Raw genomic sequence first — 22,312 nt, 5'->3', positions numbered from 1 at the left:
AACCCACGCGGCGCGGGCCGTACCTTAGTGGTGCAGCATCTCTTCTACAACCTGCTTGCTGGTGAGCTGGTACGGATAGTACGTCGGCCAGTTATCCATCTCAGCCAGCAGCGCTTCCTGCGACTGGTTGCCCATAAAGATATGGAAATGTGCGGATTTACGCGGCGCGATCGTGTGATCGCTGAACTGCACGTATTTCGGCGCAGCGCTTTTGGCATCCTGACACTCAAACAAATAGCGCACCCCTTTTTTGCCTGACGCGTAGGTTAACACCTTGTGCCCGGCATAGCGGTACTGGCAGGCGCTGACCTTGTCACCTACGTGAAACTCCATGACGCCGTTTTCAATGCCAATCATGTTCACGTCCGTCGCGTAACCTTTACGGTAATACTCTTTAATCTGCGCGAACGTTTTGCTATGGTCTTTTTGCGCTTTCTGGCGGAAAACCGGATCGAGCTCGCCGGACAGCAGCAGCGCATTCACCGACTCCCACACGCCGTCCCAGTCCTCAAGCGGGCGATCCTTCACGTCGCTGACGTCAAAAATGCCTTCTGCTGCCTTCTGCTCTTTTTCCGACAACGGCTTGCCGTGATCGTGATGTCCATGGGCCCATGTTTGCCCGCTCATCAGCAGCGCGCCCATCGCTAGCGCCATTTTTCCCAGATGCTTCACTCGCCTCTTCCTTCTGTGATATTGACAGGATGCAAAACGTTATAACATTACATTTCCATTTTCAACCATCGATGACAAAAATGGCCGGCAGCGGCAGGAGTGGTAAAAAGCGTCAAAAGTGGGGGGAATAAAAGCCAGCGAGATCAACGTATTTTGTAAAGCGAAGAAAAATGCGTCAGAGATGGGCAAAAGTTCTCCAGTCGCGTGAAATCACACATTTTCCACTTGCCACAGCCCGCCGCTGCCGCTAATATTCGTCCCCGTTGCCGCAAGCAACAATGCGTTCGTAGCTCAGTTGGTTAGAGCACCACCTTGACATGGTGGGGGTCGTTGGTTCGAGTCCAATCGAACGCACCATTATGCGTTTATAGCTCAGTTGGTTAGAGCACCACCTTGACATGGTGGGGGTCGTTGGTTCGAGTCCAATTAAACGCACCATAACGCGTTCGTAGCTCAGTTGGTTAGAGCACCACCTTGACATGGTGGGGGTCGTTGGTTCGAGTCCAATCGAACGCACCATATCCTCTCGATATGGCGCCTCTCTCTTCTCTTATGTATCACATCATCACGGCAGCTTGGTTAAGCGCTGTACGCTGATGCCGTCCAGCTTTCCATCCAGCGTTGCCAGAAAATCATCATGGTACGGCATTGCGACGTGCTTTTTCAGATCATCCTCTGATTTCCAGCGCTCGATAAACACGAACGATACCCTGCCCTCGTTCGCCAGCTCACGCACGTCGGGAATGGCCTTACTTTCATGAAGATCGTACTGCAGGCACCCCGCCTCCTGGTGCGTCAGCGGTACCATGGCCTGCGCGGCTTGTCTGATGGTGTCGATATATTCCGGACGGGGGGTGAGAGTGGCAACAATCTTGACTTCGCTCATGTGAGATCCTTCGTGCATTAATGACTACCCCGAGCGGCTTCACGCGGAAACCACCCGGGGACCTGAATTATTCAGGCTAGCAACGGAGTCTCATTTTCGCCAACCCTCGGCCAGCGAACGGCGATTACTTCACCAGCGTTTGTTTTTTCTCAACGTCTTTCAGGCCACCCTCATTGATGGCGTTCTTGTAGCCCATTTTTTGCAGCAGCGTTTCTGCTTTACCCGACTGGTTGCCGGTATTGCAGTACAGGTACAGCGTATCGTTTTTGTCCTGCGTCACTTCGCCAATTCGCGCCGCCAGCTGCTTAAGCGGAATATTCACCGCGCCCTGAACATGCGTTTCCTGATACTGTTCTGGCGTGCGTACATCAATCCAATGCTCAGCGGCCCAGGTCGCGGTAGAGGCCAGCATAACGGTACCGGCAAGCAGGATATTTTTAAGCAGTCGAAGCTGTTTAGACATGATATTTCCTCAAATTAAACGTCACGTCAGATTATAGCCCTCTGATTTATAGGGGATAGCCATCATTCGCGGTAAAAAGGTGACCTGAGTCATGTATCATGACCATTCAGCTCCATGCAAGCCTAGGGCAGCTTTGCGTATTCGTCGTCACTCACCGCTTCAAGCCACTCATTTGAGGCTCCCGGCGCCGGGACTTCAACCGCGATGTGGGCAAACCAACTATCGTGCGCCGCGCCGTGCCAGTGTTTGGTACCGGCAGGAATATTCACCACATCGCCCGCCTTCAGCTCACGTGCCGCTTCACCCCACGCCTGATACCAGCCCCGCCCACCGGTCACCAGCAAAATCTGCCCACCCTGATGATGAATGTGCCAGAAGTTACGACAGCCGGGTTCAAACGCTACGTTGCCAATCGTCACTCCCTCACGGGACAGCATGGTCAGGTAGCTGGTTCCGGTAAAATATTGCGCGTAGGCTTCATTTTTTTCACCGCGCGGGAAGGCGCTATTACCATCAAACGGTGTGTTCATCACTGCTCCTGTTGATTAAGAAATTGTTCAAGCACCGCACGCGCGTTTTCAGCCATGGCGGGCAAACATTTTTCCGCCAGTACCGCGATAAACGTCCGCAGTTGCTCCACCGTAATGCCATTATGACGGCTGATGGTGTAGTGACTTTTCAGCTGACTTTCCGCCCCTTGAATGGCCGCCAGCGCCGCGATAGTCGCCAGTTCGCGAGTAGGCCAGTCCAGCACATCGCGCTGGAAGATATCGCCAAACAGATGCGCCTTCAGATAAACGTCTATTGCGGGTGCAAAGTCGAACAGCGGCCCGCTAACCGGCTGCCCGACCAGCCGGGTCTGATTATCCGTTCCCGCAACAAGGCTGTTCCAGCCCTCCGGCGGCAGCGTGGCGCTTTTGCCCTCGTCGTCCACCTTCCCCTGCCGTTTGCGCGCGTCCACAACCGACATAAAACAGCCCAATGCATTCAGGCTGCGTGGAAAACCGCAATAGGCGTAGAGCTGAACCAGCACGTCTTTAATTTCATTAATCGTTAAGCCTGCATCAAGCCCTGCATTTAGCGCCTGATCGAGTTTGTCCATCGCGCCGCAGGCGGTAAATGCTGCAATCGGGATTAGCGCCTGCTGGCGAGCGTTCAGTAAGGTGTGCATGTTATGGTCTCCGAAACGGAGCCGTCGCCCCGTCTGAATGTGTGGATGCGAGAATTATAGCGAGCGACGACGATGGCGATTAGCGGGGTAAATCAGAACTGGCCTATGAATAAATTTCATCAATCATGCGGGTCGGCAGGAGGGTAAAAAACGAACAGCGCATAACGTCAAGCCCAGGCCCTCAGATACCAATAAAAACGGGCCATTCGGCCCGCTAATGATTAACACACTTCCAGCGCCCGCGTACGGGCCCTCTCAGCCTGCTTTCGGTAATGTTCATACCTTGCACAAAACCAGGCTTTCTGCTGCGCGTTCATGTTGCCCGTTACGGCGCTGATGTCGATGGGATGGCCCAACGCGTGCATATGAGCAAAGCTGCGGGCCAAAAAATCAAAATTGGTTAATGCCTGTGGGTCCTGTTTCTGCATTGCATATCCCTCCGAACTGGTTCATTTTTTAAGGTTATATGCTTTCCTGTTTCCAGTATTCGCCTGTTATCGATATCACTTTGAACAATGCGTGCGCATTCCAGTCGCGCTACGTCACATTTTGACCAAGAGTTCGGCAAAAGAGACGGTTCGTGCTGAATAGACGGTCGGCGGCTGTCTGAGTGGGTACATTAATCAACATTTTTGCAATATACTGTGACAAGTGTAGAACAGAGTGAGTACATGACGAATGGAAATTGATCTCGACAATCTGGTTTTTGATGGATTAGACGAAGCGCAGGAACGTAATGCGGAGCGTCTGGACGATGCGGATAAGAAAGCGCAGGCGATTATCGCCGATGACGACTGCGGCGACGCCTGCAAAATCTGATAAAAAACCGGCACCCCGTGCCGGTTTTTTATTATCCCTCTCGCTGCATTCGTCGCATCGCGCAGTGGTAGGCACCATTGCGAACCGAACGCCGCAGGATGGCGGCAATCAAACGCACACCGCCGCGTACCGCACGCCGTTCGATCGGGCTCAGCCGTAAATCCAGCATGTCTTGCGCCCAGCCGGGCAGCAGATCGATTCCCGCCTTGATGAAAATCACCCCGGCGGGCTGCGCCAACCGGCCGGGCAGTCGCGTCGTCATGAGCACCCTCGCCACCTCACGCGTCCGTTCGTCGCAGCGCAGCTGTGGGCGCATTCGCGCCAGATAGTCCGCCACCGCGTCCGGCGTCTTCGGCACGTTTCGCGCGCCCAGCCGCTCGGCGATGCTGGCCGATTCGATAAAATACTGGGCCTGTCGCGCAGGACTCACCACCGTACGCCGATAGCGCAGGTGTGAGGCCATAAACGATCGGCATTCCGCAACGTGCACCCAGGTCAGTAAGTCCGGGTCGTTAGCCGCATACGGCGTACCGTCGTTATCTACGCCGTTAATTCGCGCGTGAATCGCGTTGACTTTGGCAATCAATCGCTCGGCGTCTGGCTCGGTCGCAAACGTTGTTGCGGAAATGAACTGGCTGGTACGCCGCAGGCGACCGAAAATATCGTCACGAAATGACGAATGATCCCAAACGCCTGCCAGCGCCAAGGGGTGCAGCATTTGCAGCAGCAACGCGCTGATGCCACCGCACAGCATGGAGGTAAAATCGCCGTGCACCGGCCAGATGGCCGACTGCGGGCCAAACAGTCCCGGATCGCCGATAGGATGCTCGAAGTCTATTTCTTTCAACGCCATCCCCGTCAGGCCCAGTACCTGCTGCTCAATACGCTGACGTAGCCACTCCATTGCCCCCTCCCCGCACGTTAGATTTGACGCGCGTTATCAAGCCACGCGTACACCGCCGCCAGATCCTGCTCGGCCAGCCCGCCCTGCGCTGCGTTCTCCCACAGTGTGGCAATATCGCTCATCATCGGCATCGTGCCTTGCGGCGCGTTTGCCAGCGCCAGACGCGCATCCTTCAGCGCATGCTGTAGCTGCATCTGCGGGGTATAGTCGTTCTCGCGGATCATCGCCAGCTTCCCTTTCACGTACGGTGCTGCCAGCGGGCCGCCTTCCAGCGTTTCCCAAAGCTTGTCCGCCGTGAAGCCAAACTGTTTTGCCAGCTGCATGCTTTCCGCCACGCCCTGCATCATGGCAATCAGCCAGGCGTTGATCACCAGCTTCATTTTCTGGCTGTTACCCACCTCACCGTACCACTGTGTCCCGCGAGAAATCGCGTCAAACACCTGCTGCGCCGCCTCGGCGCGGGTGCGATCGCCGCTGGCCATCACCAGGATCTGCGCATTTTCAGCCGGGGCTTTAGTACCGGATACCGGTGCATCGAGGTAGAGCATATCCGGGCGCAGCGCGTGAAGCTGCGCGACCGCATTCGCGGTTTCCTGAATCCCGATAGTCCCCATCTGGCAGAAAGTCGCCCCCTGCTGGCAGGACGGGGCTACGGCGCGGATCAGCGACTGCGTCGCATCGCCGTCGGTCAGCATGGCGATAACCACCTGCGCATCGGCGACCGCCAGCGCAGGGTCATTACACAGCTGTAACCCCGCGTGCTCGAGGTCCTCGCCACGGCCTGGCGTGCGGTTCCAGCCGTATACCGTGAAGCCTTTTTTTAGCAGATTGGCCGCAAATGCGTGCCCCATTGCGCCCAATCCCAGAACCGCTACCGCGGGCAGTGCCTTCATTTCTCTCTCCTCACATGCTCGGTCGTTTTTTGTAGCCTGATGATTTTCCGGTCATAATGCAACCGGTTAGTCCATCATAGTGTCCGCCGTTGAGGTCTGGCATTAGCGAGGGTTGCGCTATTCGCTTTTTCGCCCACCGGATTTGCCGATGGCTTTGTGAAGATCGTTAATGCGTTTCATGGAGCGTAGCGTGCGCTGCGAAGCCGTCGACGCGACCGACAGCACCAGCATCTCCAGGCACACCATCACCGTCCCGTGCAACGGCACACGGCCGTTTTCACCACGTGGAACATGGATGACCACCTGAGACATTTCGCTAAACCGCGAGTCGGTTGCCTGGGTCAACAAAATCGTCGGAATACCCAAACGTGCGGCCTCGCGCAGGGTCGTCAGCCCTTCACGGTGCGGAGACTTTTGCCCCATCATAATCAGCACATCGCCACGCTGGAGTGAAATTAACTGTTCAGCCAGGCTAAATCCGGTGCGATTAAGGACATACGACGGCAGGCCGATACGGTTGAACATTCGCGCGGTATAGTCGGTGAGAATACCCGATGCCCCAATGCCAAACAGCGCAACCTGACGGGCGTCGCTCAGCAGCGCGACGGCGCGAGCGATAGCCGCACGGTTATCCGGTGTGGCCAGTACTTCACAGGCGCGCAGGTGTCCTTCCAGGACAAAATCAATGCTGGCGCTGACGTCGCTGGTTAGCGTCGCCACGGTAGAGGCCATTTTTTCTGATGACGTGATGGTCGGGCCAAACCAGTGCTGCATCGTTTGCTTAAGGTCACGTAGCCCGGCGAAGCCTAGCGCCTGAATGGCGCGCACCACCGTCGCATCTGAGGTTTGCGTCGCCGCTGCAATCTCCATTGCCGTGTGGTCAAGCACCGCTTCGCGGTTATCGTCAATCCAGTGCGCCACGGCTAATAGCCGTGGCGACAGCTGTGCCGCCCGGTTGCGCAGGCGCTCGCCGAACAAATCTACCCGTTTTTTTTCCTTACGCTGCACGCTCTGGCTCATTTGCCCTCCGAGGCAAGCGGTCTTCCGGCAATCTGGGACTGCACCTGCGCCACCAGCAGGCTCAACGCCGCATACGAGTTGGAGATAACTTCATCGCGCGGCAGCAGGACATAGTGCCCGGTACGGCAGGCGCGCATAAAATCGCACCAGCCCGGCATCACTTTTTCCATCTCATTGAGCTCATCCTGCGGTTTACCGCCGGTGTCGGAGCGCCAGGTGGCAAAGACAAAATCCGCATCCAGATCCGGCATTTGTTCAGCGCTAACGTCGATTCGCTGTCCGTCGGGAATGCGTTCGATCAACGGCGGGAAATGAAAGCCGGCATCGCGCAGGACGCGGCCCAGTGAGTGGTATGAATGATGTACGGTCACTTTGCCATTATTGGCTTGAATGACCGATACGCTGATATTTTGCGTATCCACGGTCTGCTTGAGCTGCGCAATCTGCGTCTGATAGCGGTGGTCAAGCACCGCCAGCCGCGCCTGAGTGCCGGTAAGCTGCGCCAGTTTGCTGTAAATTCGCGGCGCACTGCCCAATAAATGGTCAATACTGACCGTGGGGGCAATTTTTGCCAACTGCTCTATCGGCACATTGCGGTTAGGCTCGGTGATAATCAGGTCAGGCTTTGCCGCCGCCACGGCCTCAAGATCGATATCAGCGGTGCCAATGAACGCGATGTCGCTATTCTCAAAATCCACGCCGGTGAGTTCGGCGCTGGCGCGCAGATAATGGCTACCGTCAGGCCGCGTACGCCCGTGGCTGGCAACCGGCGGCACGCCGAGTTCAATCAGCGGAATGGTAATATCGAGATCGTGCATCGATACAATGCGTTTCGGGTGCTCAGGCACCTGCACCACCCGCCCCAGATCGTCAGTAAATGCCTGCGTTTGCGCGCCAGCAACGGCGCTTATCAGCCACAAAACGGGCAATAACCCTCGAATGGTCATGGATCCTCACAAAGCGTCGCGGCGACGCCACAGCAGTAAAATAAAGAACGGACAGCCGATCAGGGAAATAATGATCCCCGCCGGAATTTGCAGCGGCGCAAACGCCAGGCGCCCAAGGGTATCGGTGAGCAACACCAGCAGTGCGCCAATCAGCGCACTGCCGGAAAGCAGCGCAACCTGCCCGCCGCGCAGTAAGAAGCGCGCCATATGCGGCGCCATCAGTCCGACAAATCCCAGGCTACCGACGCAGGATACGCTCGCCGCCGTCAGCAGCACCGGCGCGAAAAAGCGCAGCAGGGTCAGGCGCGAAAGGCGCACGCCCAGACTGCTGGCAACCGAATTGCCCAGCATCGCCACATCTGCAGCCCGCGCAGTCAGATACAGAATCACGACCGCAGGCAACGCCCACGCGACGGCCACAGCAAGCAGCGGCCAGGTCGCGGCGTGCAGGCTGCCGGCAAGCCAGGTCATCGCCGTCTGGACATCACGTATATCTGCGGTGGTGACAAACAGCCCCATCGCCGCCGACAGCGCCCATGACACGCCAATACCAATCAAAATAAAGCGCGGCCGTGAAAGATCCCGCGCCAGCACAATCACCAGCAGCGCCACCAGGACACCACCGACCATCCCCACCAACGGCCGCCAGGCCAGGCTTAGCGACGGGAAAACGAGGATCAGCGTCAGCACCACAACGCTGGTGCCTTCTTTCACGCCGATAAGCCCAGGGTCGGCCAGACCGTTACGGGTCATCGACTGCATCGCAGCGCCGGCCAGCCCCAGCATACCGCCGCAGAAAATCGCCATCAGCAGGCGCGGCAGGCGGATATCCCGCACGATATAAAGCTGCTGAGCGTTAAGCGACTGGGGATAAAACAACGCGCGCCCAATGTCGCTGGTAGGGATCGGTAACGAACCGCGCGTTACCCCATAGAGCAACAACAGCGCAATCATCACCGCCAGCAGTGCGCTAATTTTTAATAGCCTTGGGCGTAACAAAACCCGCCAGGGGCCTAGCGTCAACGGGCGGAAGCCCGCTTTGGTCACCGCGCGCGTCATTTGAAATACCTCACGGCAATAGCGATAAACACCGGAGCCCCGATCAATGCGGTCATCACCCCCGTGGCGAGCTCCTGCGGGGCCAGCAGCCAGCGGGCAAGAATATCGGCCAGCAGCAGCAGCAGCGCGCCGGTCGGTAGCGCCAGCAACAGCCCAACGCGTACATCCTGCCCGGCCCAGCGACGAATCACATGTGGCACAACCAGCCCAATAAATCCGATCGGCCCGGCGATTGAAACCGATGCGCCGCACAGCAGCGCAATCGCCACGACGCCCAGTAGCCGGGTCCGCGCCACCGACACGCCCAGCCCGCTGGCAACGCGGTCGCCCAACGCCAGAATATTCAGCCGCGGCGTCAGGCACGCCGCCATCAGCACACCCAATAGTGCCGGGAGGCAGGCCAGCTGTAGCGAGGGAAAATTCATACCGGCTAAATCACCGGCGAGCCAGGTGCGCATCGCCTGGAGCGTCTGCTCATCCAGGATCAAAATAGAGGCTGTTATCGCTGAAGCAAACGCCGATAGCGCCACGCCGCAGAGGGTTATTTTCATGGCCGTCGCCCCCGCGCGTCCGGCGCAGGCCAGCAGCATGACCAGACCAAACAGGGCCGCCGCCCCGCCCGCTGCTGCCAGCGGGCGGCTGATACCCCAGTCGCTAAACGACACCCCTGCCGCCGAGCAGGCCACCACCGCCAGCGTGGCACCGGCGTTCAGGCCGAGGATATGCGGCTCACCTAAGGGATTGCGAATAACGGTTTGTAGCAACAGACCCGCCGCGCCAAGCGACGCGCCGGTGAGCAGCGCCGCCAGCAGTCGGGTTAATCGCAGGCTGACAATAATACGATGGTCAAAATTACGCGGATCGTAGTGGAATAAGGCCTCCACCACGACGCGCGGCGCAATCATCCGCGCGCCAAGGCCAAGATGGATAATCGCCGCCGCGCACAACAGCGCACCAAGCAGCATCAATGCCGAGAACGGACGGAAAGAACGCGGTCGCGCCAGCATGCTTTGCTCCGACATCAGGACAACGCCGAACGCGCGCAAAACGGCATAAACAACGGTTTGCCGGTCTGCGGGTTATGCAACATCTGCACGTCAACGTCGAACACCTGTTTGATCAGCGTCGGCGTGCACGTTTGCTGCTCATCAATCACGCCCGCAATACGCCCCTGCTTCATAAACACCAGCGTATCGGCGTAGTTAACGGCAAAATTGAGATCGTGCAGTACGGTAATGACCGTGCGCCCATGTTCGCGGGTCAGTTGCTGAAGGAGTTCAAGGATCTCCACCTGGTAGCGCAGATCGAGCCAGGTGGTTGGCTCATCCAGTAAAATGGTAGGGGTTTGCTGCGCCAGGGCCATAGCAATCCAGCAGCGCTGACGCTGGCCGCCGGAAAGACTGTCTACCGCCAGATGCGCATATTCCAGCGTCCCGGTCAGCCGAAGCGCCTCTTCCACCGCCAGCTCGTCCTGCTCTGACCACTGACGAATCAGCCCCTGCCAGGGATAGCGGCCACGCGACACCAGTTCAAATACCGTCAAACCTTCCGGGGTCAGCGGCGACTGCGGCAGCAGCCCCAACTGGCGTGCGACCTGCTTTGTCGGTTGCTGATGAATATCGCGACCATCAAGACGTACACAGCCGCCCAGCGGCTTGAGCATGCGCGCAATCGTATTCAGTAAGGTGGACTTACCCGACCCGTTAGCCCCTGCCAGCACCGTCATTTTACCGACGGGCAGCGTCAGGCTGATGTTATCGACAATTCGCTGATTACCGTATCCTGCGCACAGGGATTCCAGCACAATCCCGCTTTCCTGCGGGGTATCTTGCCGCTGAGGCATATTTCGTTCTCTCCGGCCGCAACGACGTGATATCGTTTCGCACTTTAAATAAATCTCATTCTCTTTTGATCATGCAATGACGTAATGTAGTAGTCAAGCTCGCTACATTACCACTTTGCTTCATAAGGTTTTCGAGCGCCGCCGCGTTCCGCCAGACACATCATGAACAATAAAAATATAAATATTCAAATAGTTAAAACAGACCACCTCGTTACTCTCGCCCCTGAAAGTCTGCGTTACCTGTGCCTTATAAATTTATTCCTCCATGCATTTACTACTACATTTCGTCATGTTTGAATGATTCTCATTACATATCCGGAACGTTTATAACGCATGTGAACGGATAGATTTTGCGATTCAGGGCAATGATTTTTATACAATTTGTCTGCCGTCCATCGGCAGATTTTTTATGGGAAACAGAGAGATGACACAGTTATCCCCGACGTTCACGGGAACTACCGGGCGCGCGCTTTTTTCACTGCTTTTTCTGGGGGCGGTCGCGTCCCCTTCGCTGATGGCGGCGGAAGCACAGCCGCAGGGTGACGCGGCAAAAAAAGAAGAATCCATGACGGTGGTCGGCGCGACCGCGCAGGCAGATCGGGACGTGACGGACGGCTACCAGCCGCTCAGCAGCTCGACGGCCACGTTGACCTCAATGCCTATGCTCGATATTCCGCAGGTGGTGAATACCGTCAGCGATCGGGTACTGGCCGATCAGCATGCCACTTCACTCGATGAAGCGCTGTATAACGTCGCCAACGTTGTGCAAACCAATACCCTCGGCGGCACCCAGGATGCCTTCACCCGTCGCGGCTTTGGCGCAAACCGCGACGGTTCGATTATGACCAACGGTCTACGTACCGTATTGCCGCGCAGTTTTAATGCCGCGACGTCGCGTGTTGAAGTGTTGAAAGGACCCGCCTCGACGCTGTATGGCATACTCGATCCCGGCGGGCTGATTAATGTTGTCACCAAACGCCCGGAACGTACCTTTTCGGGTGATATTTCCGCCACCTCCAGCAGCTTCGGCGGCGGTACCGGACAGATTGACGTCACCGGGCCTATCGACGGTACCCGGCTGGCCTATCGCCTGATTGGTGAATACCAGAATGAAGATTACTGGCGCAGCTTTGGTCAGTCGCGTAGCAGCTTTATTGCCCCTTCCCTGACCTGGTTTGGCGATGACGCCACGGTTAACCTGTCGTGGTCCCACCGGAACTACAATACGCCTTTCGATCGCGGCACAATTTTTGACCTGAATACCGGTCAGGCGGTTAACGTACCGAGTAAAGAACGCTTCGACGAACCGTTTAACATTACCGACGGCAATTCTGACCTCGCGCAGTTGAACGCGGAGTACCGTCTCAATAGCCAATGGACCGCGCGTTTCGACTACAGCTTCAGCCAGGATATGTACAGCGACAACCAGGCGCGCGTGATGGCCTATGACGCCAAAACCGGCGACCTGACCCGCCGCGTCGACGCCACGCAGGGTTCAACCCAGCGCATGCATGCCACGCGGGCAGATTTACAAGGAAACGTGGTGATCGGTGGCTTCTATAATGAGCTGCTCACCGGCATCGCCTATGAGAATTATGACCTGCTGCGCACGGATATGATCCGCTGTAAGAATGTTAAAAAGAGCCTTAATATCTACAATCCGGTGTACGGTACGCTGGATAAATGCACCACCGTGTCGGCTGCCGACAGCGATCAGCGTATTCAGCAGGAAACCTACGCCACCTATTTACAGGACGCGTTATATCTGACGGATAAATGGATTGCGGTCGCGGGCGTGCGCTACCAGTACTACACCCAGTATGCGGGCAAAGGCCGTCCGTTCCAGGCAAATACCGACAGCCAGGATGAAAAACTGACGCCGAAATTCGGCCTGGTGTACAAACTGTCGCCGCAGGTCTCGCTATTCGGTAACGTCGCGCAGTCGTTTATGCCGCAGTCCTCTATTGCCAGCTACATTGGCGATCTGCCGCCGGAAGAAGCAACCTCCTACGAAGTCGGCGCCAAGTTCGACCTCTTCGACGGTGTAACGTCGAACGTGACCTTCTTTGATATCCACAAACGCAACGTGCTGTATACCGAAACCATCGGCGATGAAACCTACGCGAAAACCGCCGGGAAAGTCCGCTCACGGGGGATTGAAGTTGACGTTGCCGGTTCATTGACCGACAACCTGAATATTATCGGCAGCTATGGCTACACCGACGCGAAGGTTCTGGAAGATCCGGACTATGCGGGTAAGCCGCTGCCGAACGTACCGCGCCATACCGGTTCGCTATTCCTGACCTATGACATTCACAACGTCTACGACAGCAATACCTTAACCGTAGGCGGCGGTGGTCACGCTCTGAGCCGCCGTTCCGGCACCAACGGCGCGGACTACTACTTACCGGGTTATGCCGTCGCGGACGTTTTCGCCGCGTACAAAATGAAGCTGCAATATCCGGTCACCTTGCAGGTTAACGTTAAGAACCTGTTTAACAAGACCTACTACACCTCGTCAATTGCCAGCAATAACCTGGGTAACCAGATTGGCGACCCGCGTGAAGTGCAGTTTACGGTGAAAATGTCCTTCTGATCCTGCCGCCCGGGGCCAGCGTACGTGCAGGCTTCGGGCTTTACATACTCTTTCAATCCATCGTCACTTCCCTACAGTATCCTTACGCATAATAGCCACTTTAACTTTTGGACAACATTTGTGACTTTGAGGGATTAGCGCGATGCGACACACACTGCAACTTTCACGCTGGCTGGCCGGGATTGTGCTTGCCGTCAGCGTTGCGCTGCCGGTCAGCGCCAACACCTGGCCGCTGCCGCCGCCGGGTAGCCGCCTGGTGGGTGAAAACCGCTTCCACGTCGTCGAAAACAACGGCGGTTCACTGGAAGCCATTGCGAAAAAATATAACGTCGGTTTCCTGGCGCTGCTGCAGGCCAATCCAGGCGTTGACCCTTACGTACCGCGTCCCGGCAGCGTGCTGACCATCCCACTGCAGACGCTGCTGCCGGATGTACCGCGTGAAGGCATTGTGCTTAACCTCGCCGAGCTACGGCTGTATTACTATCCGCCGGGCAGCAATACCGTCACCGTTTACCCTATTGGCATCGGTCAGCTTGGCGGCACCACGGTGACACCGACCATGGTCACCACCGTCTCCGATAAACGCGCCAATCCGACCTGGACGCCGACGGCCAACATCCGCGCACGCTACCGCGCGCAGGGCATCGAGCTGCCTGCTGTCATGCCGGCCGGGCCGGACAACCCGATGGGCCATCACGCCATTCGTCTGGCGGCCTACGGCGGTGTGTACCTGCTGCACGGCACCAATGCCGATTTCGGCATCGGTATGCGCGTGAGCTCCGGCTGTATTCGCCTGCGCGATAACGACATTAAAGCGTTGTACGATAAGGTGTTCCCGGGCACTAAAGTGAACATTATTAATACGCCGATCAAAGCGTCTATTGAGCCAAACGGCGTGCATCTGGTCGAGGTCCACCAGCCGTTGTCTGAGCATATTGATGACGATCCGAAAACACTGCCGATTGTGCTGAATGCCAGCATGCAGGCGTTTAGCCAAAGTGCGGGTACCGATGCGGAAGTGATGAATAAAGTCATGACCGTGCGTTCCGGTATGCCGGTCGATGTGACCCGCCATCACGGCGTCACGCAGCAAAATATGTAGAAAAAACGCTGAAAAGTAAAAGGCCCTGAGCGGGGTACGCTCAGGGCCTTTTTTATTGCAGTGACATAAGCATTATGAGGGTTTTAACGCTTATTTATAGATTACCGCAGTGCCGTGAAGGGAGTTCGGACCGCTAACAGAGGTGATGCGGAAAGATTTCGCACCCATTTCGTCGGCTTTCTGCGCTAATTCTTGTTCCAGGGATGCCAGGTTCGGGCCTGCGGATGCGGCAATGTTGCCGACTTTATGCTGGTCTGCCGGAGTGGATTGCACTTCAACAGCGGCAAAACTTGCAAATGACAGTGAGCTCAGTACAGCAGCGATGGCCAGGGTTTTTACGTTTTTCATGATTGTTACCTTGCAGATGAATTTTGTAGGTCAGACGTTATTAACTTAACGATCGATAAGATAATAATAATGAGATCCAGGTCACACGTCAACGTATTTTTATAACGACCGTTTATTTATTATAAATTCATATATTTTTCATACAAATATGATGAATTCGTATTTCTCGGCGGAAGCGCTAGCCCCCGCCGCAGATTATTTTTATAATGACCGTTCACTAATCACCGACTGAGGTAGGCGGCACGATGACAACTGACACGCAAGGTTGCGCGAAAAAAGGCCGTGGGCGACCTAAAGTATTCGACCGGGAAGCGGCGCTTGATAAAGCGATGACGCTATTCTGGCAGTATGGTTACGAAGCAACATCCCTCTCCGACCTTGTCGAGGCTACGGGGGCAAAGGCACCGACGCTGTACGCTGAATTTGTGAATAAAGAGGGGCTGTTCCGCGCCGTTCTCGATCACTATATCAGCCGCTTTGCATCGAAGAATGAAGCCTGTCTGTTTTGCGAAGAACAGACGCTCATTGAAGCGTTACGCAACTATTTCACCGCTGTCGCAACCTGCTTTACCAGCAAGGACACGCCGGCGGGCTGCTTTATGATTAACACGTCGGCGGCCCTGGCGGCGTCTTCTAAAGAGATCGCGAAGACTATCAAGTCACGCCACGCGGTACAGGAGCAGACGCTGAGCCAGTTCCTGCAGCTGCGGCAAGCGCGCGGGGAAATCCCGGCAGAGAAAAACGTCGCCGAACTGGCGCTGTTCCTGGGCTGTATTTTACAGGGCATGTCAATCAGCGCTCGCGAAGGGGCAAGCTTTGAAACGCTGATGCAAATTACGGAAACCACCCTGCGTCTGTGGCCGCAGATGATTGCCGCATAAAAAAACGCCCCGCAGTCGGGGAGACGACGGGGCGAATCGCACACTCATGCTTTTTTAGGCTTTATTCAGTACCAGCTGGCCGTTGCTGTCCAGCGGGATCTGGCTACCAGGCTGTTTATCCATGCGGATTTTTCCCTGCTGGTCGCCGATTTTATAAGTCACATCATAGCCGAGCGTCTTCTCAGACTTGTCATACACCGTCTTACAACGCTGCTCGGTGGTGGTGTAGGTATCGTTGTTCTGCATCGCACCCTGCACCTGATTACCGGCATAGCCGCCGCCCAGCGCACCGACGACGGTGGCAACGTCTTTACCTCGCCCGCCGCCGAACTGATGGCCAATGACACCGCCTGCCACCGCGCCCAGCACTGAGCCAGCGATACGATTTTCATCCTGGACCGCACGACGGTGGGTGACCGTCACGTTGCGGCACTCTTTACGCGGGTTTTTTACGGTTTCCTTGATGGGCGTAGCGGAGATCACCTGCGCATACTGCGGGCCGCGATCGAAGACATTCATACTCGCCACGGCCGCCACCCCAAGCGCGGCGGCGACGCCAATACCCATACCCGCCAACATTGATTTATTCACGGGACATCCTCTTTTGTTGCTATTGGTAACAATTGTGCAACTTAAGGTAAATGACCGCTATCAGACAAAAGCCCAAAAGCAGGATTTTCTCTGGCGAAAGAGGTGTTTGAGAGAATTCTGAAGGCCAACGAGAGGATAAACACGGGTAACGATTTGAAACCTGGAAAGCGTGGCACCATCAGGCTACGTTGGCATGCATTGCCGAATAGCGCTGTGCCAATCCGGCCTGCACGCATCAGAACATGCAGGCCGGGTGCAGAGATTAGTGCAGCTTCAGACGCGGGCGAATGACGCGGTTGATACTTCCCACCAGCATCATCAGACCGGTTTTGCAGTAACCGTGCAGCGCAATCTGGTGCATACGATACAACGAGATATACACCATACGGGCAATACGCCCTTCTACCATCATTGAGCCGCGCATCAGGTTGCCCATCAGGCTGCCAACGGTCGAGTAGTTGGACAGTGACACCAGAGAGCCGTGATCCTTATAGGTGTACGGCTTCAGCTCTTTGCCTTTCATCTGCGCCAGAATGTTATTCAGCGCACAGGTTGCCATCTGGTGTGCAGCCTGGGCGCGCGGCGGCACAAAGCCCCCTTCAGGACGCGCGCAGGATGCGCAGTCGCCGATCGCATAGATATCCGGGTCGCGGGTGGTTTGCAGCGTCGGCTCCACCACCAGCTGATTAATGCGGTTGGTTTCCAGCCCGCCGATCTCTTTCATAAAGTCCGGCGCTTTGATGCCTGCCGCCCACACCATCAGATCGGCCTGAATATATTCGCCGTCTTTGGTGTGCAAACCGCCCTGGTCTGCGCTGGTCACCATCGTTTGGGTCAGTACGCGCACGCCCATTTTAGTCAGTTCGCTGTGCGCAGCGCCGGAAATGCGCGGCGGCAGCGCGGGCAGAATGCGTTCGCCGGCTTCCACCAGCGTGACGTTCAGCGCTTCATTGCTCAGGCCTTTATAGCCGTAGCTGTGCAGCTGTTTCACCGCGTTGTGCAGCTCAGCCGACAGCTCAACGCCGGTCGCCCCACCGCCGACAATCGCAATGTTGACCTTGCCATTCGCGCCAAGGTTAGCCGAATATTTCAGGAACAGGTTCAGCATTTCCTGGTGGAAACGACGCGCCTGATGCGGGTTATCGAGGAAGATACAGTGCTCTTTCACGCCCGGGGTGTTGAAATCGTTCGAGGTGCTGCCCAGCGCCATCACCAGCGTGTCATACGCCAGCTTACGCTCCGGCACCAGCAGCTCGCCCTTTTCATCGCGCAGCTCGGCCAGCGTAATGGTTTTTGCTTCGCGGTTGATGTCCATCACCGAACCCAGCTGGAACTGGAAATGATGATTACGCGCATGCGCCAGATAGCTCAGCGCATCTACGCCTTCATCAAGCGAACCGGTCGCCACTTCGTGCAGCAGCGGCTTCCACAGGTGGCTATGGTTACGGTCTACCAGCGTAATTTTCGCTTTTTTACCGCGGCCAAGTTTGTGCCCCAGCTGAGTCGCCAGTTCCAGGCCGCCAGCGCCGCCACCTACAATTACAATTTTCTTCATTGGCGTAGTCACGAGACCCCCTTAAAATTTATTAACCAATTGTTAATTAAAAGTTATAAATATAGCCTTTAATTAACAACAAGTTACTAACAAGAAACCATTCAGCTGCAATGAGAATAACACGAATGGTGCATTGGTCATACCAAAATTGATGTGTATCAAGTTTTATCGCGCAGAAGTTGAACGAACGGCGGCTAAGCCCGCAAAAAACGCCCGTGCCAGGTTGAAAATTAACAAAAAAAAGCCCCGGCGACTCGACGACGCCGGGGCTTTTCCGATCCGCGTTTAACCTAACGTTTTAAACGCTTTGATTCGCTGCAGGTGCGGCGAGATATTCTTGAACTTATGGCCCTGCTGTTCGTCCCAGATGATCTCGTAGTAATGATGCAGCATGTCAGCTGAACGCTGGCTATCCAGCGCGTCATCATGACGAGAGAGAATGGCCAGGCAACGATCGCGGTTTTTCTCACGGAAGTTATTGACGCACTTAGTGGCAATATCCACGTACTCTTCCGGGCGATCTATCTTGCCGTCCATGTTCTCGTTGGGGAACAGATTCGGGTTAAACATCACCTGGCGAATATCACACAGGAAACCGATACGTTCGGCCCAATAGCCACCCAGCCCCACGCCGCAAATCAGCGGACGCTCATCGGCGTTCAGCTGCAGCATTTTGTCCACTTCTTTAAGCAGATGCTGCATGTCATGCTTCGGATGCCGCGTGCTGTAGCTAATCAACCGTACATCCGGGTCGATAAACTGCAGCTGCAGCACTTTTTCATGGTTACCAGGGCTATTCGAGTCAAAACCGTGTAAATAGATAATCATCGCGTCCTCACCACACCATTACTCCCACACCGGGAGGGTTAATGACCAGCCTTCACATCCTGCCAGCGTTCATGGAGTTGTTCCAACTGAGCGCTAACCGTTTTCCAGCGGGCGGAGTCCATCAGTTCCTGACGGCTAAATGAACCTTTATGATACAACTTCGTAACACGCTCTGCGTTGATCGGTGACAGGTTATCCAGCACGCTCACCGCACCTTTACGATTATTGCAGACGAGGATCATATCGCAACCGGCATCGAGCGACGCCTGGCCGCGCTCGGCGTAGCTACCCATAATTGCCGCGCCTTCCATCGACAGATCGTCAGAGAAAATCACGCCGTTGAACCCCAGCTCGCCGCGCAGTACGGTTTGCAGCCAATGGGCGGAACCGCTGGCTGGACGCGGATCGACCGCATCATAAATAACGTGCGCCGGCATAATCGCGTCCAGCGCATTCTCGGTAATTAACGTCTTGAACACCGCCATATCTTTTGCACGGATGTCCGCTTCCGGACGAGGATCGTGCGGCGTCTCTTTGTGCGAGTCGGCGGTGACCGCGCCGTGGCCCGGGAAATGTTTACCGGTGGTTTTCATACCGGCACTGTGCATACCGTCAATAAAATGGCGTGCCATCGCCAGCGCCTTTTGCGGGTCTTCATGATAGGAGCGCTCGCCGATGGCGGTGCAAATGTGCCCAACGTCGAGCACCGGCGCGAAGCTGATATCAATATCCATGGCGATCATTTCGCTGGCCATCAACCAGCCCGCCTCGGCCGCCATGCGCCCCCCTTGCTCTTCGCCCAGAACGGCGGCAAAAGACTGCGCGGCCGGCAGGCGGGTGAAACCTTCACGGAAGCGCTGCACGCGGCCGCCTTCCTGATCCACGGCCACCACCAGATGGTTACGCGACGCGCTGCGAATCTGGCGTACCAGCTCACGTAGCTGCGCCGGATCGTGATAGTTACGGGTAAACAGAATTAAGCCACCCACCAGCGGGTGCGCCAGAATCTCACGTTCTTCGGCATCCAGCTCGTAGCCTTCCACATCCAACATTACTGGCCCCACACGGCCTCCTTATCATTCTTAAGCTGCTGCCAGGTTTTATTGGCCAGCGTGATAAATTGTTCGTCACCGGTCTGCTGCCAGCGACACTCGAACCAGCCCGCCATCAGCATCAGTACCCATGGTCGCCAACGCATTGTCTGACGCCAAAGCCGTTCCGGCGGTATTCTCGCCAGCATGGCGTAGGCCTGCACCAGCTGATGACGCTGTTGATTGTCCTTCGTCCACACGGCCGCCAGCTCCAGGGCAACATCACCGTCACCGGCGTATTCCCAGTCGATCAGACGTAAACCGTCTACCGTGTGCACAATATTGCCCGCGTGGACATCCATATGCAGCGGCGCCAGCCGTAACGGGCGCGGCTCCCCCTGCTGACGCAGGCGCTGCAAACAGCGAAGCCAGCGCGGGGTTCGTCGCGACGGGCTACACTGCTGCCAGTACTGCTCAAGCAGCGGCAACAAAGCGAGCCGCCAGCCGAATCGGCGCTGCTGGTGTAAATCATACAGGAGAGTGGCCAGCGGTCGAGGCGCCGGGAGCACGCTTTTGATCTCTCCGGCTAAAAAATCGACCGCCATCCAGCCGGGCGTATAAAAGATAGGCTTTGGCGCCAGCGTCGACGGTAGCTGACGCAGCGCATGATACTGTCGAAGGAATTCGCTTTCCGGCGCATCGGGCGCGTGATGCTGGCGTAGCACCAGCCGCCTTTCGCCGCATTGCAAAATACAGCTGCTGCCGCTCAGCCCTGAGGTTTCAGGGCTGGCGACGACGTGATAATGCGGAAATTCGCGTGACAACAGCGCGTCACGCGAGAGTTTACTGTTGCGCAACCGCACCCTTACCTGACCAGACGATTTCACCGCTTTGCACCAGCATCAGCTGCATTTGCAGCGTCGGCGCATTGACGTTGCCGGTGGCGTTGGTATACAGCACATACTGGGCGCCGACGTTGCGGGCAATCCCCATCGCTTTACTGCGCGAACCCAGGCTATCCTGCGGCGACAGGCCCAGCTGTTGTTTCGCTACCGCCAGCTGCTGCGCAGAGACCAGCGTGAACTTGCCGTTCCCCGCCAGCGCATTACGCAGCGCGGTGGTGGCTTCGCCCGCGTTCAGCGAACCGTTGGTGCGGTTGTTGACGCTATCGACCAGCAGAATGCTGCCCGCGTTAACGCCGCCGGTTTGCAGCATTTTTGCGACCAGCGGCTGCGTTGCGCCGTTCCAGTCGTAATGACGCACACGCGGCGTAGGCTGCGCTGGCGTTTCTCCGCCGTGCTCAATCGGCCCCGGCTGCTGCGGAATCGTCGGCACCGTCGGTACCGTCGGCACCGGCTGCTGCGGCTCAACAGGCTGCTGTGGCTGCTGCGGATTCGCCGTCTCTACCGGTGCAGGCTGTTGACGTACCGTACACCCGGCAAGCACGATTGCCAGCGAAGCAATCAACGCATAGCGACCCAATTTACTCATTCCTGTTTACCCCTCAGAGATAAAGATGCAGTCGGGCTTTATGCGCCCCCAAACCGTTAGCTGTCCCGTACAGGGTGACCGAGCCCATCGCGGGTATCGTCACGCTGCGCGGCGCCTCCAGCGGGTGCATTTCCAGCCCTCTGGCGTCATACCAATAAAAACGATAATGAACGGTGACCGGCTCTCGCCTTTCATTGAACAGCTTTGCACTGGCGGTGGCCTGAATGTCCGACAGCGTCAGTTCAGGCTGTTCTGCGCTGATCCCGGCGGCCAGAACGTTGGACTCCATCACCAGCGTCTGCTGTTCACCGACGGCGATTTCCGGGCGTGAATGACACCCGGATAGCAGCGCCGTAGCCAGCAAAAGAACCAGACATGCCGATTTCATAAGTTAGCCTTTATGTGCCAGCATCGGCCCCAGCGGGCGCCCGCCCAGCAGGTGCATATGAATGTGGTAAACTTCCTGACCGCCGTGACGGTTGCAGTTCATGATCAGGCGGTAGCCATCTTCGGCAATCCCTTCATCCTGCGCAATTTTGGCCGCCACCGTGACCATCCGCCCCAGCGTTTGCTCATGCTCCGCGCTAACGTCATTAGTGGTGGCAATCAGCGTATTTGGCACAATCAGAATGTGGGTCGGGGCCTGCGGAGAGATATCACGAAAAGCGGTCACCAGTTCATCCTGATACACCATGTCCGACGGGATTTCCCGACGAATAATTTTGCTGAAAATGGTTTCTTCTGCCATAACGAATTCCTTTATTATTGTCCTATGCCGTCGGTAAAAGCGTGGCCGACAAACAGGTTAGATGCCAGGATTATGAGCGAGTTACAGCCCTTCTTTCAACCGGAATAGACTTTTTCTTATCCCTGCCAGTATGTTACTTGCGCACCCACTGACCGTTAATCCCCTGCACATATTCCCCAGGCTGCGCTTTTTCAATCAGTTTTTTTCCAGCGAGCCGCGCCACGTCCTGCGGCGGCAGGTTATGACTTTGCGCAAGCTGCTGATAGCTCTCACTACGGGCCTGATTAATCTTTTTCACCAGCGCCAGCGTTTCACTGTCCTGCTCGATCGGCGCCAGATAGCCGCCCTGCGTTTCGCCTACCCGCCCCTGTGTGCGGGCGTCCGACAGCGTTAATGCCATCGCCTGCGCGCCGATCAGGCCCCCCAGCAAAACCGCGATTATACGCATTTGTCTTATCATCACC

General features: G+C 56.4%; 27 protein-coding genes and 3 tRNA genes. 7 read left to right on the top strand and 23 right to left on the bottom strand.

All coding sequences use genetic code 11. The annotated features are described in order from the left end of the window. Positions 1-24 precede the first annotated feature (24 nt). Positions 25-654, bottom strand: coding sequence for a metal-binding protein ZinT (gene zinT, locus H7R76_RS10300; RefSeq protein ID WP_106927047.1), 630 nt, complete (start codon positions 652-654; stop codon positions 25-27). 298 nt (positions 655-952) lie between these two features. Between zinT and H7R76_RS10295 the strand changes: the two genes are divergently transcribed. The 3 genes from H7R76_RS10295 (at position 953) to H7R76_RS10285 (ending at position 1,191) form a co-directional block, all read left to right on the top strand. Next, positions 953-1,029 (top strand) — tRNA-Val (locus H7R76_RS10295). A 4-nt stretch (positions 1,030-1,033) separates the two neighbouring features. After that, a tRNA-Val gene (locus tag H7R76_RS10290) sits at positions 1,034-1,110 on the top strand. Between the two features lie 4 nt (positions 1,111-1,114). After that, a tRNA-Val gene (locus tag H7R76_RS10285) sits at positions 1,115-1,191 on the top strand. 46 nt (positions 1,192-1,237) lie between these two features. Here H7R76_RS10285 and H7R76_RS10280 read toward each other — a convergent pair. The 5 genes from H7R76_RS10280 to H7R76_RS10260 form a co-directional block, all read right to left on the bottom strand. Next, positions 1,238-1,558, bottom strand: a complete 321-nt coding sequence (locus tag H7R76_RS10280; RefSeq protein WP_106926748.1) for a putative quinol monooxygenase — start codon at positions 1,556-1,558, stop codon at positions 1,238-1,240. Positions 1,559-1,682: 124 nt separating this feature from the next. Further along, positions 1,683-2,003, bottom strand: coding sequence for a thiosulfate sulfurtransferase PspE (gene pspE, locus H7R76_RS10275; protein WP_374956743.1), 321 nt, complete (start codon positions 2,001-2,003; stop codon positions 1,683-1,685). Between the two features lie 140 nt (positions 2,004-2,143). After that, positions 2,144-2,551 carry a cupin domain-containing protein gene (locus tag H7R76_RS10270; RefSeq protein ID WP_182930484.1) on the bottom strand — a complete coding sequence of 136 codons (408 nt, stop codon included), beginning with the start codon at positions 2,549-2,551 and terminating at the stop codon, positions 2,144-2,146. Next, positions 2,551-3,192, bottom strand: a complete 642-nt coding sequence (locus H7R76_RS10265) for a carboxymuconolactone decarboxylase family protein (protein ID WP_182967689.1) — start codon at positions 3,190-3,192, stop codon at positions 2,551-2,553. The genes H7R76_RS10270 and H7R76_RS10265 overlap by 1 nt, the downstream gene beginning before the upstream one ends. Before the next feature lie 221 nt (positions 3,193-3,413). Next, entirely contained in the window at positions 3,414-3,620 is a 207-nt protein-coding gene (locus H7R76_RS10260) for a glycogen synthesis protein GlgS (protein ID WP_106926740.1), read from the bottom strand. A 250-nt stretch (positions 3,621-3,870) separates the two neighbouring features. Here H7R76_RS10260 and H7R76_RS10255 point away from each other — a divergent pair, with 250 nt between their 5' ends. Beyond that, complete coding sequence (locus tag H7R76_RS10255; protein WP_106926738.1) at positions 3,871-4,011, top strand: hypothetical protein; 141 nt, start codon at positions 3,871-3,873, stop codon at positions 4,009-4,011. A gap of 31 nt (positions 4,012-4,042) precedes the next feature. On the opposite strand, the gene H7R76_RS10250 is transcribed toward H7R76_RS10255, so the two are convergent. The 7 genes from H7R76_RS10250 to H7R76_RS10220 all read right to left on the bottom strand — a co-directional run bounded on the left by H7R76_RS10250 (position 4,043) and on the right by H7R76_RS10220 (position 10,677). Then, positions 4,043-4,915, bottom strand: coding sequence for an oxygenase MpaB family protein (locus H7R76_RS10250; protein WP_106926736.1), 873 nt, complete (start codon positions 4,913-4,915; stop codon positions 4,043-4,045). A 17-nt stretch (positions 4,916-4,932) separates the two neighbouring features. Next, on the bottom strand, positions 4,933-5,808 hold the full coding sequence (locus H7R76_RS10245; protein WP_182967687.1) for an NAD(P)-dependent oxidoreductase: 876 nt from the start codon (positions 5,806-5,808) through the stop codon (positions 4,933-4,935). A 117-nt stretch (positions 5,809-5,925) separates the two neighbouring features. Beyond that, entirely contained in the window at positions 5,926-6,828 is a 903-nt protein-coding gene (locus H7R76_RS10240) for a MurR/RpiR family transcriptional regulator (RefSeq protein ID WP_106926732.1), read from the bottom strand. Further along, on the bottom strand, positions 6,825-7,775 hold the full coding sequence (locus H7R76_RS10235; RefSeq protein ID WP_182930481.1) for an ABC transporter substrate-binding protein: 951 nt from the start codon (positions 7,773-7,775) through the stop codon (positions 6,825-6,827). The genes H7R76_RS10240 and H7R76_RS10235 overlap by 4 nt, the downstream gene beginning before the upstream one ends. A 6-nt stretch (positions 7,776-7,781) precedes the next feature. Continuing rightward, positions 7,782-8,834: a FecCD family ABC transporter permease gene (locus H7R76_RS10230; protein WP_182967685.1), complete on the bottom strand. Its 1,053-nt coding sequence runs from the start codon at positions 8,832-8,834 to the stop codon at positions 7,782-7,784. Then, positions 8,831-9,856 carry a FecCD family ABC transporter permease gene (locus H7R76_RS10225; protein ID WP_106926728.1) on the bottom strand — a complete coding sequence of 342 codons (1,026 nt, stop codon included), beginning with the start codon at positions 9,854-9,856 and terminating at the stop codon, positions 8,831-8,833. The genes H7R76_RS10230 and H7R76_RS10225 overlap by 4 nt, the downstream gene beginning before the upstream one ends. Then, a complete protein-coding gene (locus tag H7R76_RS10220; protein WP_106926726.1) occupies positions 9,856-10,677 on the bottom strand; it encodes an ABC transporter ATP-binding protein in 822 nt (273 codons plus the stop codon). Before H7R76_RS10220 ends, H7R76_RS10225 begins: the two co-directional genes overlap by 1 nt. Positions 10,678-11,191: 514 nt before the next feature. Between H7R76_RS10220 and H7R76_RS10215 the strand changes: the two genes are divergently transcribed. Together H7R76_RS10215 and ldtC are read left to right on the top strand one after the other, a co-directional pair. Beyond that, positions 11,192-13,273, top strand: a complete 2,082-nt coding sequence (locus H7R76_RS10215; RefSeq protein WP_227673974.1) for a TonB-dependent siderophore receptor — start codon at positions 11,192-11,194, stop codon at positions 13,271-13,273. 142 nt (positions 13,274-13,415) lie between these two features. After that, positions 13,416-14,375 (top strand): L,D-transpeptidase LdtC, encoded by a 960-nt coding sequence (ldtC, locus tag H7R76_RS10210; protein WP_182967681.1) that lies wholly within the window; start codon positions 13,416-13,418, stop codon positions 14,373-14,375. A gap of 90 nt (positions 14,376-14,465) precedes the next feature. On the opposite strand, the gene bhsA is transcribed toward ldtC, so the two are convergent. Beyond that, on the bottom strand, positions 14,466-14,723 hold the full coding sequence (bhsA, locus tag H7R76_RS10205) for a multiple stress resistance protein BhsA (protein WP_106926720.1): 258 nt from the start codon (positions 14,721-14,723) through the stop codon (positions 14,466-14,468). Between the two features lie 245 nt (positions 14,724-14,968). Here bhsA and H7R76_RS10200 point away from each other — a divergent pair, with 245 nt between their 5' ends. Next, positions 14,969-15,604: a TetR/AcrR family transcriptional regulator gene (locus tag H7R76_RS10200; RefSeq protein ID WP_182930478.1), complete on the top strand. Its 636-nt coding sequence runs from the start codon at positions 14,969-14,971 to the stop codon at positions 15,602-15,604. Between the two features lie 54 nt (positions 15,605-15,658). Here the strand turns inward: H7R76_RS10200 and H7R76_RS10195 are convergent, their stop codons facing one another. The 9 genes from H7R76_RS10195 to H7R76_RS10155 all read right to left on the bottom strand — a co-directional run bounded on the left by H7R76_RS10195 (position 15,659) and on the right by H7R76_RS10155 (position 22,296). Then, on the bottom strand, positions 15,659-16,195 hold the full coding sequence (locus tag H7R76_RS10195; protein WP_106926716.1) for a glycine zipper 2TM domain-containing protein: 537 nt from the start codon (positions 16,193-16,195) through the stop codon (positions 15,659-15,661). A gap of 262 nt (positions 16,196-16,457) precedes the next feature. Then, positions 16,458-17,762 (bottom strand): NAD(P)/FAD-dependent oxidoreductase, encoded by a 1,305-nt coding sequence (locus H7R76_RS10190; RefSeq protein ID WP_106926714.1) that lies wholly within the window; start codon positions 17,760-17,762, stop codon positions 16,458-16,460. Between the two features lie 273 nt (positions 17,763-18,035). After that, positions 18,036-18,578, bottom strand: coding sequence for an alpha/beta hydrolase YcfP (gene ycfP / locus H7R76_RS10185; RefSeq protein ID WP_106926712.1), 543 nt, complete (start codon positions 18,576-18,578; stop codon positions 18,036-18,038). Positions 18,579-18,616: 38 nt separating this feature from the next. After that, the gene (gene nagZ, locus H7R76_RS10180) at positions 18,617-19,630 is read right to left on the bottom strand and encodes a beta-N-acetylhexosaminidase (RefSeq protein WP_182967679.1); all 1,014 of its coding nucleotides are present in this window, start codon (positions 19,628-19,630) and stop codon (positions 18,617-18,619) included. Further along, entirely contained in the window at positions 19,630-20,472 is an 843-nt protein-coding gene (thiK, locus tag H7R76_RS10175) for a thiamine kinase (protein WP_182967952.1), read from the bottom strand. The genes nagZ and thiK overlap by 1 nt, the downstream gene beginning before the upstream one ends. Next, a complete protein-coding gene (gene lpoB, locus H7R76_RS10170; protein WP_181358000.1) occupies positions 20,453-21,091 on the bottom strand; it encodes a penicillin-binding protein activator LpoB in 639 nt (212 codons plus the stop codon). The genes thiK and lpoB overlap by 20 nt, the downstream gene beginning before the upstream one ends. Positions 21,092-21,113: 22 nt before the next feature. Next, positions 21,114-21,488 (bottom strand): YcfL family putative periplasmic lipoprotein, encoded by a 375-nt coding sequence (locus tag H7R76_RS10165; RefSeq protein WP_106926704.1) that lies wholly within the window; start codon positions 21,486-21,488, stop codon positions 21,114-21,116. Between the two features lie 3 nt (positions 21,489-21,491). Continuing rightward, the gene (gene hinT / locus H7R76_RS10160; RefSeq protein ID WP_106926702.1) at positions 21,492-21,848 is read right to left on the bottom strand and encodes a purine nucleoside phosphoramidase; all 357 of its coding nucleotides are present in this window, start codon (positions 21,846-21,848) and stop codon (positions 21,492-21,494) included. Between the two features lie 133 nt (positions 21,849-21,981). After that, positions 21,982-22,296, bottom strand: a complete 315-nt coding sequence (locus H7R76_RS10155) for a YdbL family probable chaperone protein (protein ID WP_227673960.1) — start codon at positions 22,294-22,296, stop codon at positions 21,982-21,984. Positions 22,297-22,312: the final 16 nt, after the last annotated feature.

Origin of the sequence: Klebsiella sp. WP8-S18-ESBL-06 (assembly GCF_014169755.1) — a bacterium.
Taxonomy (GTDB): Bacteria; Pseudomonadota; Gammaproteobacteria; order Enterobacterales; family Enterobacteriaceae; genus Kluyvera; species Kluyvera ascorbata_B.
This window is presented reverse-complemented; position numbering and strand designations above follow the sequence as displayed.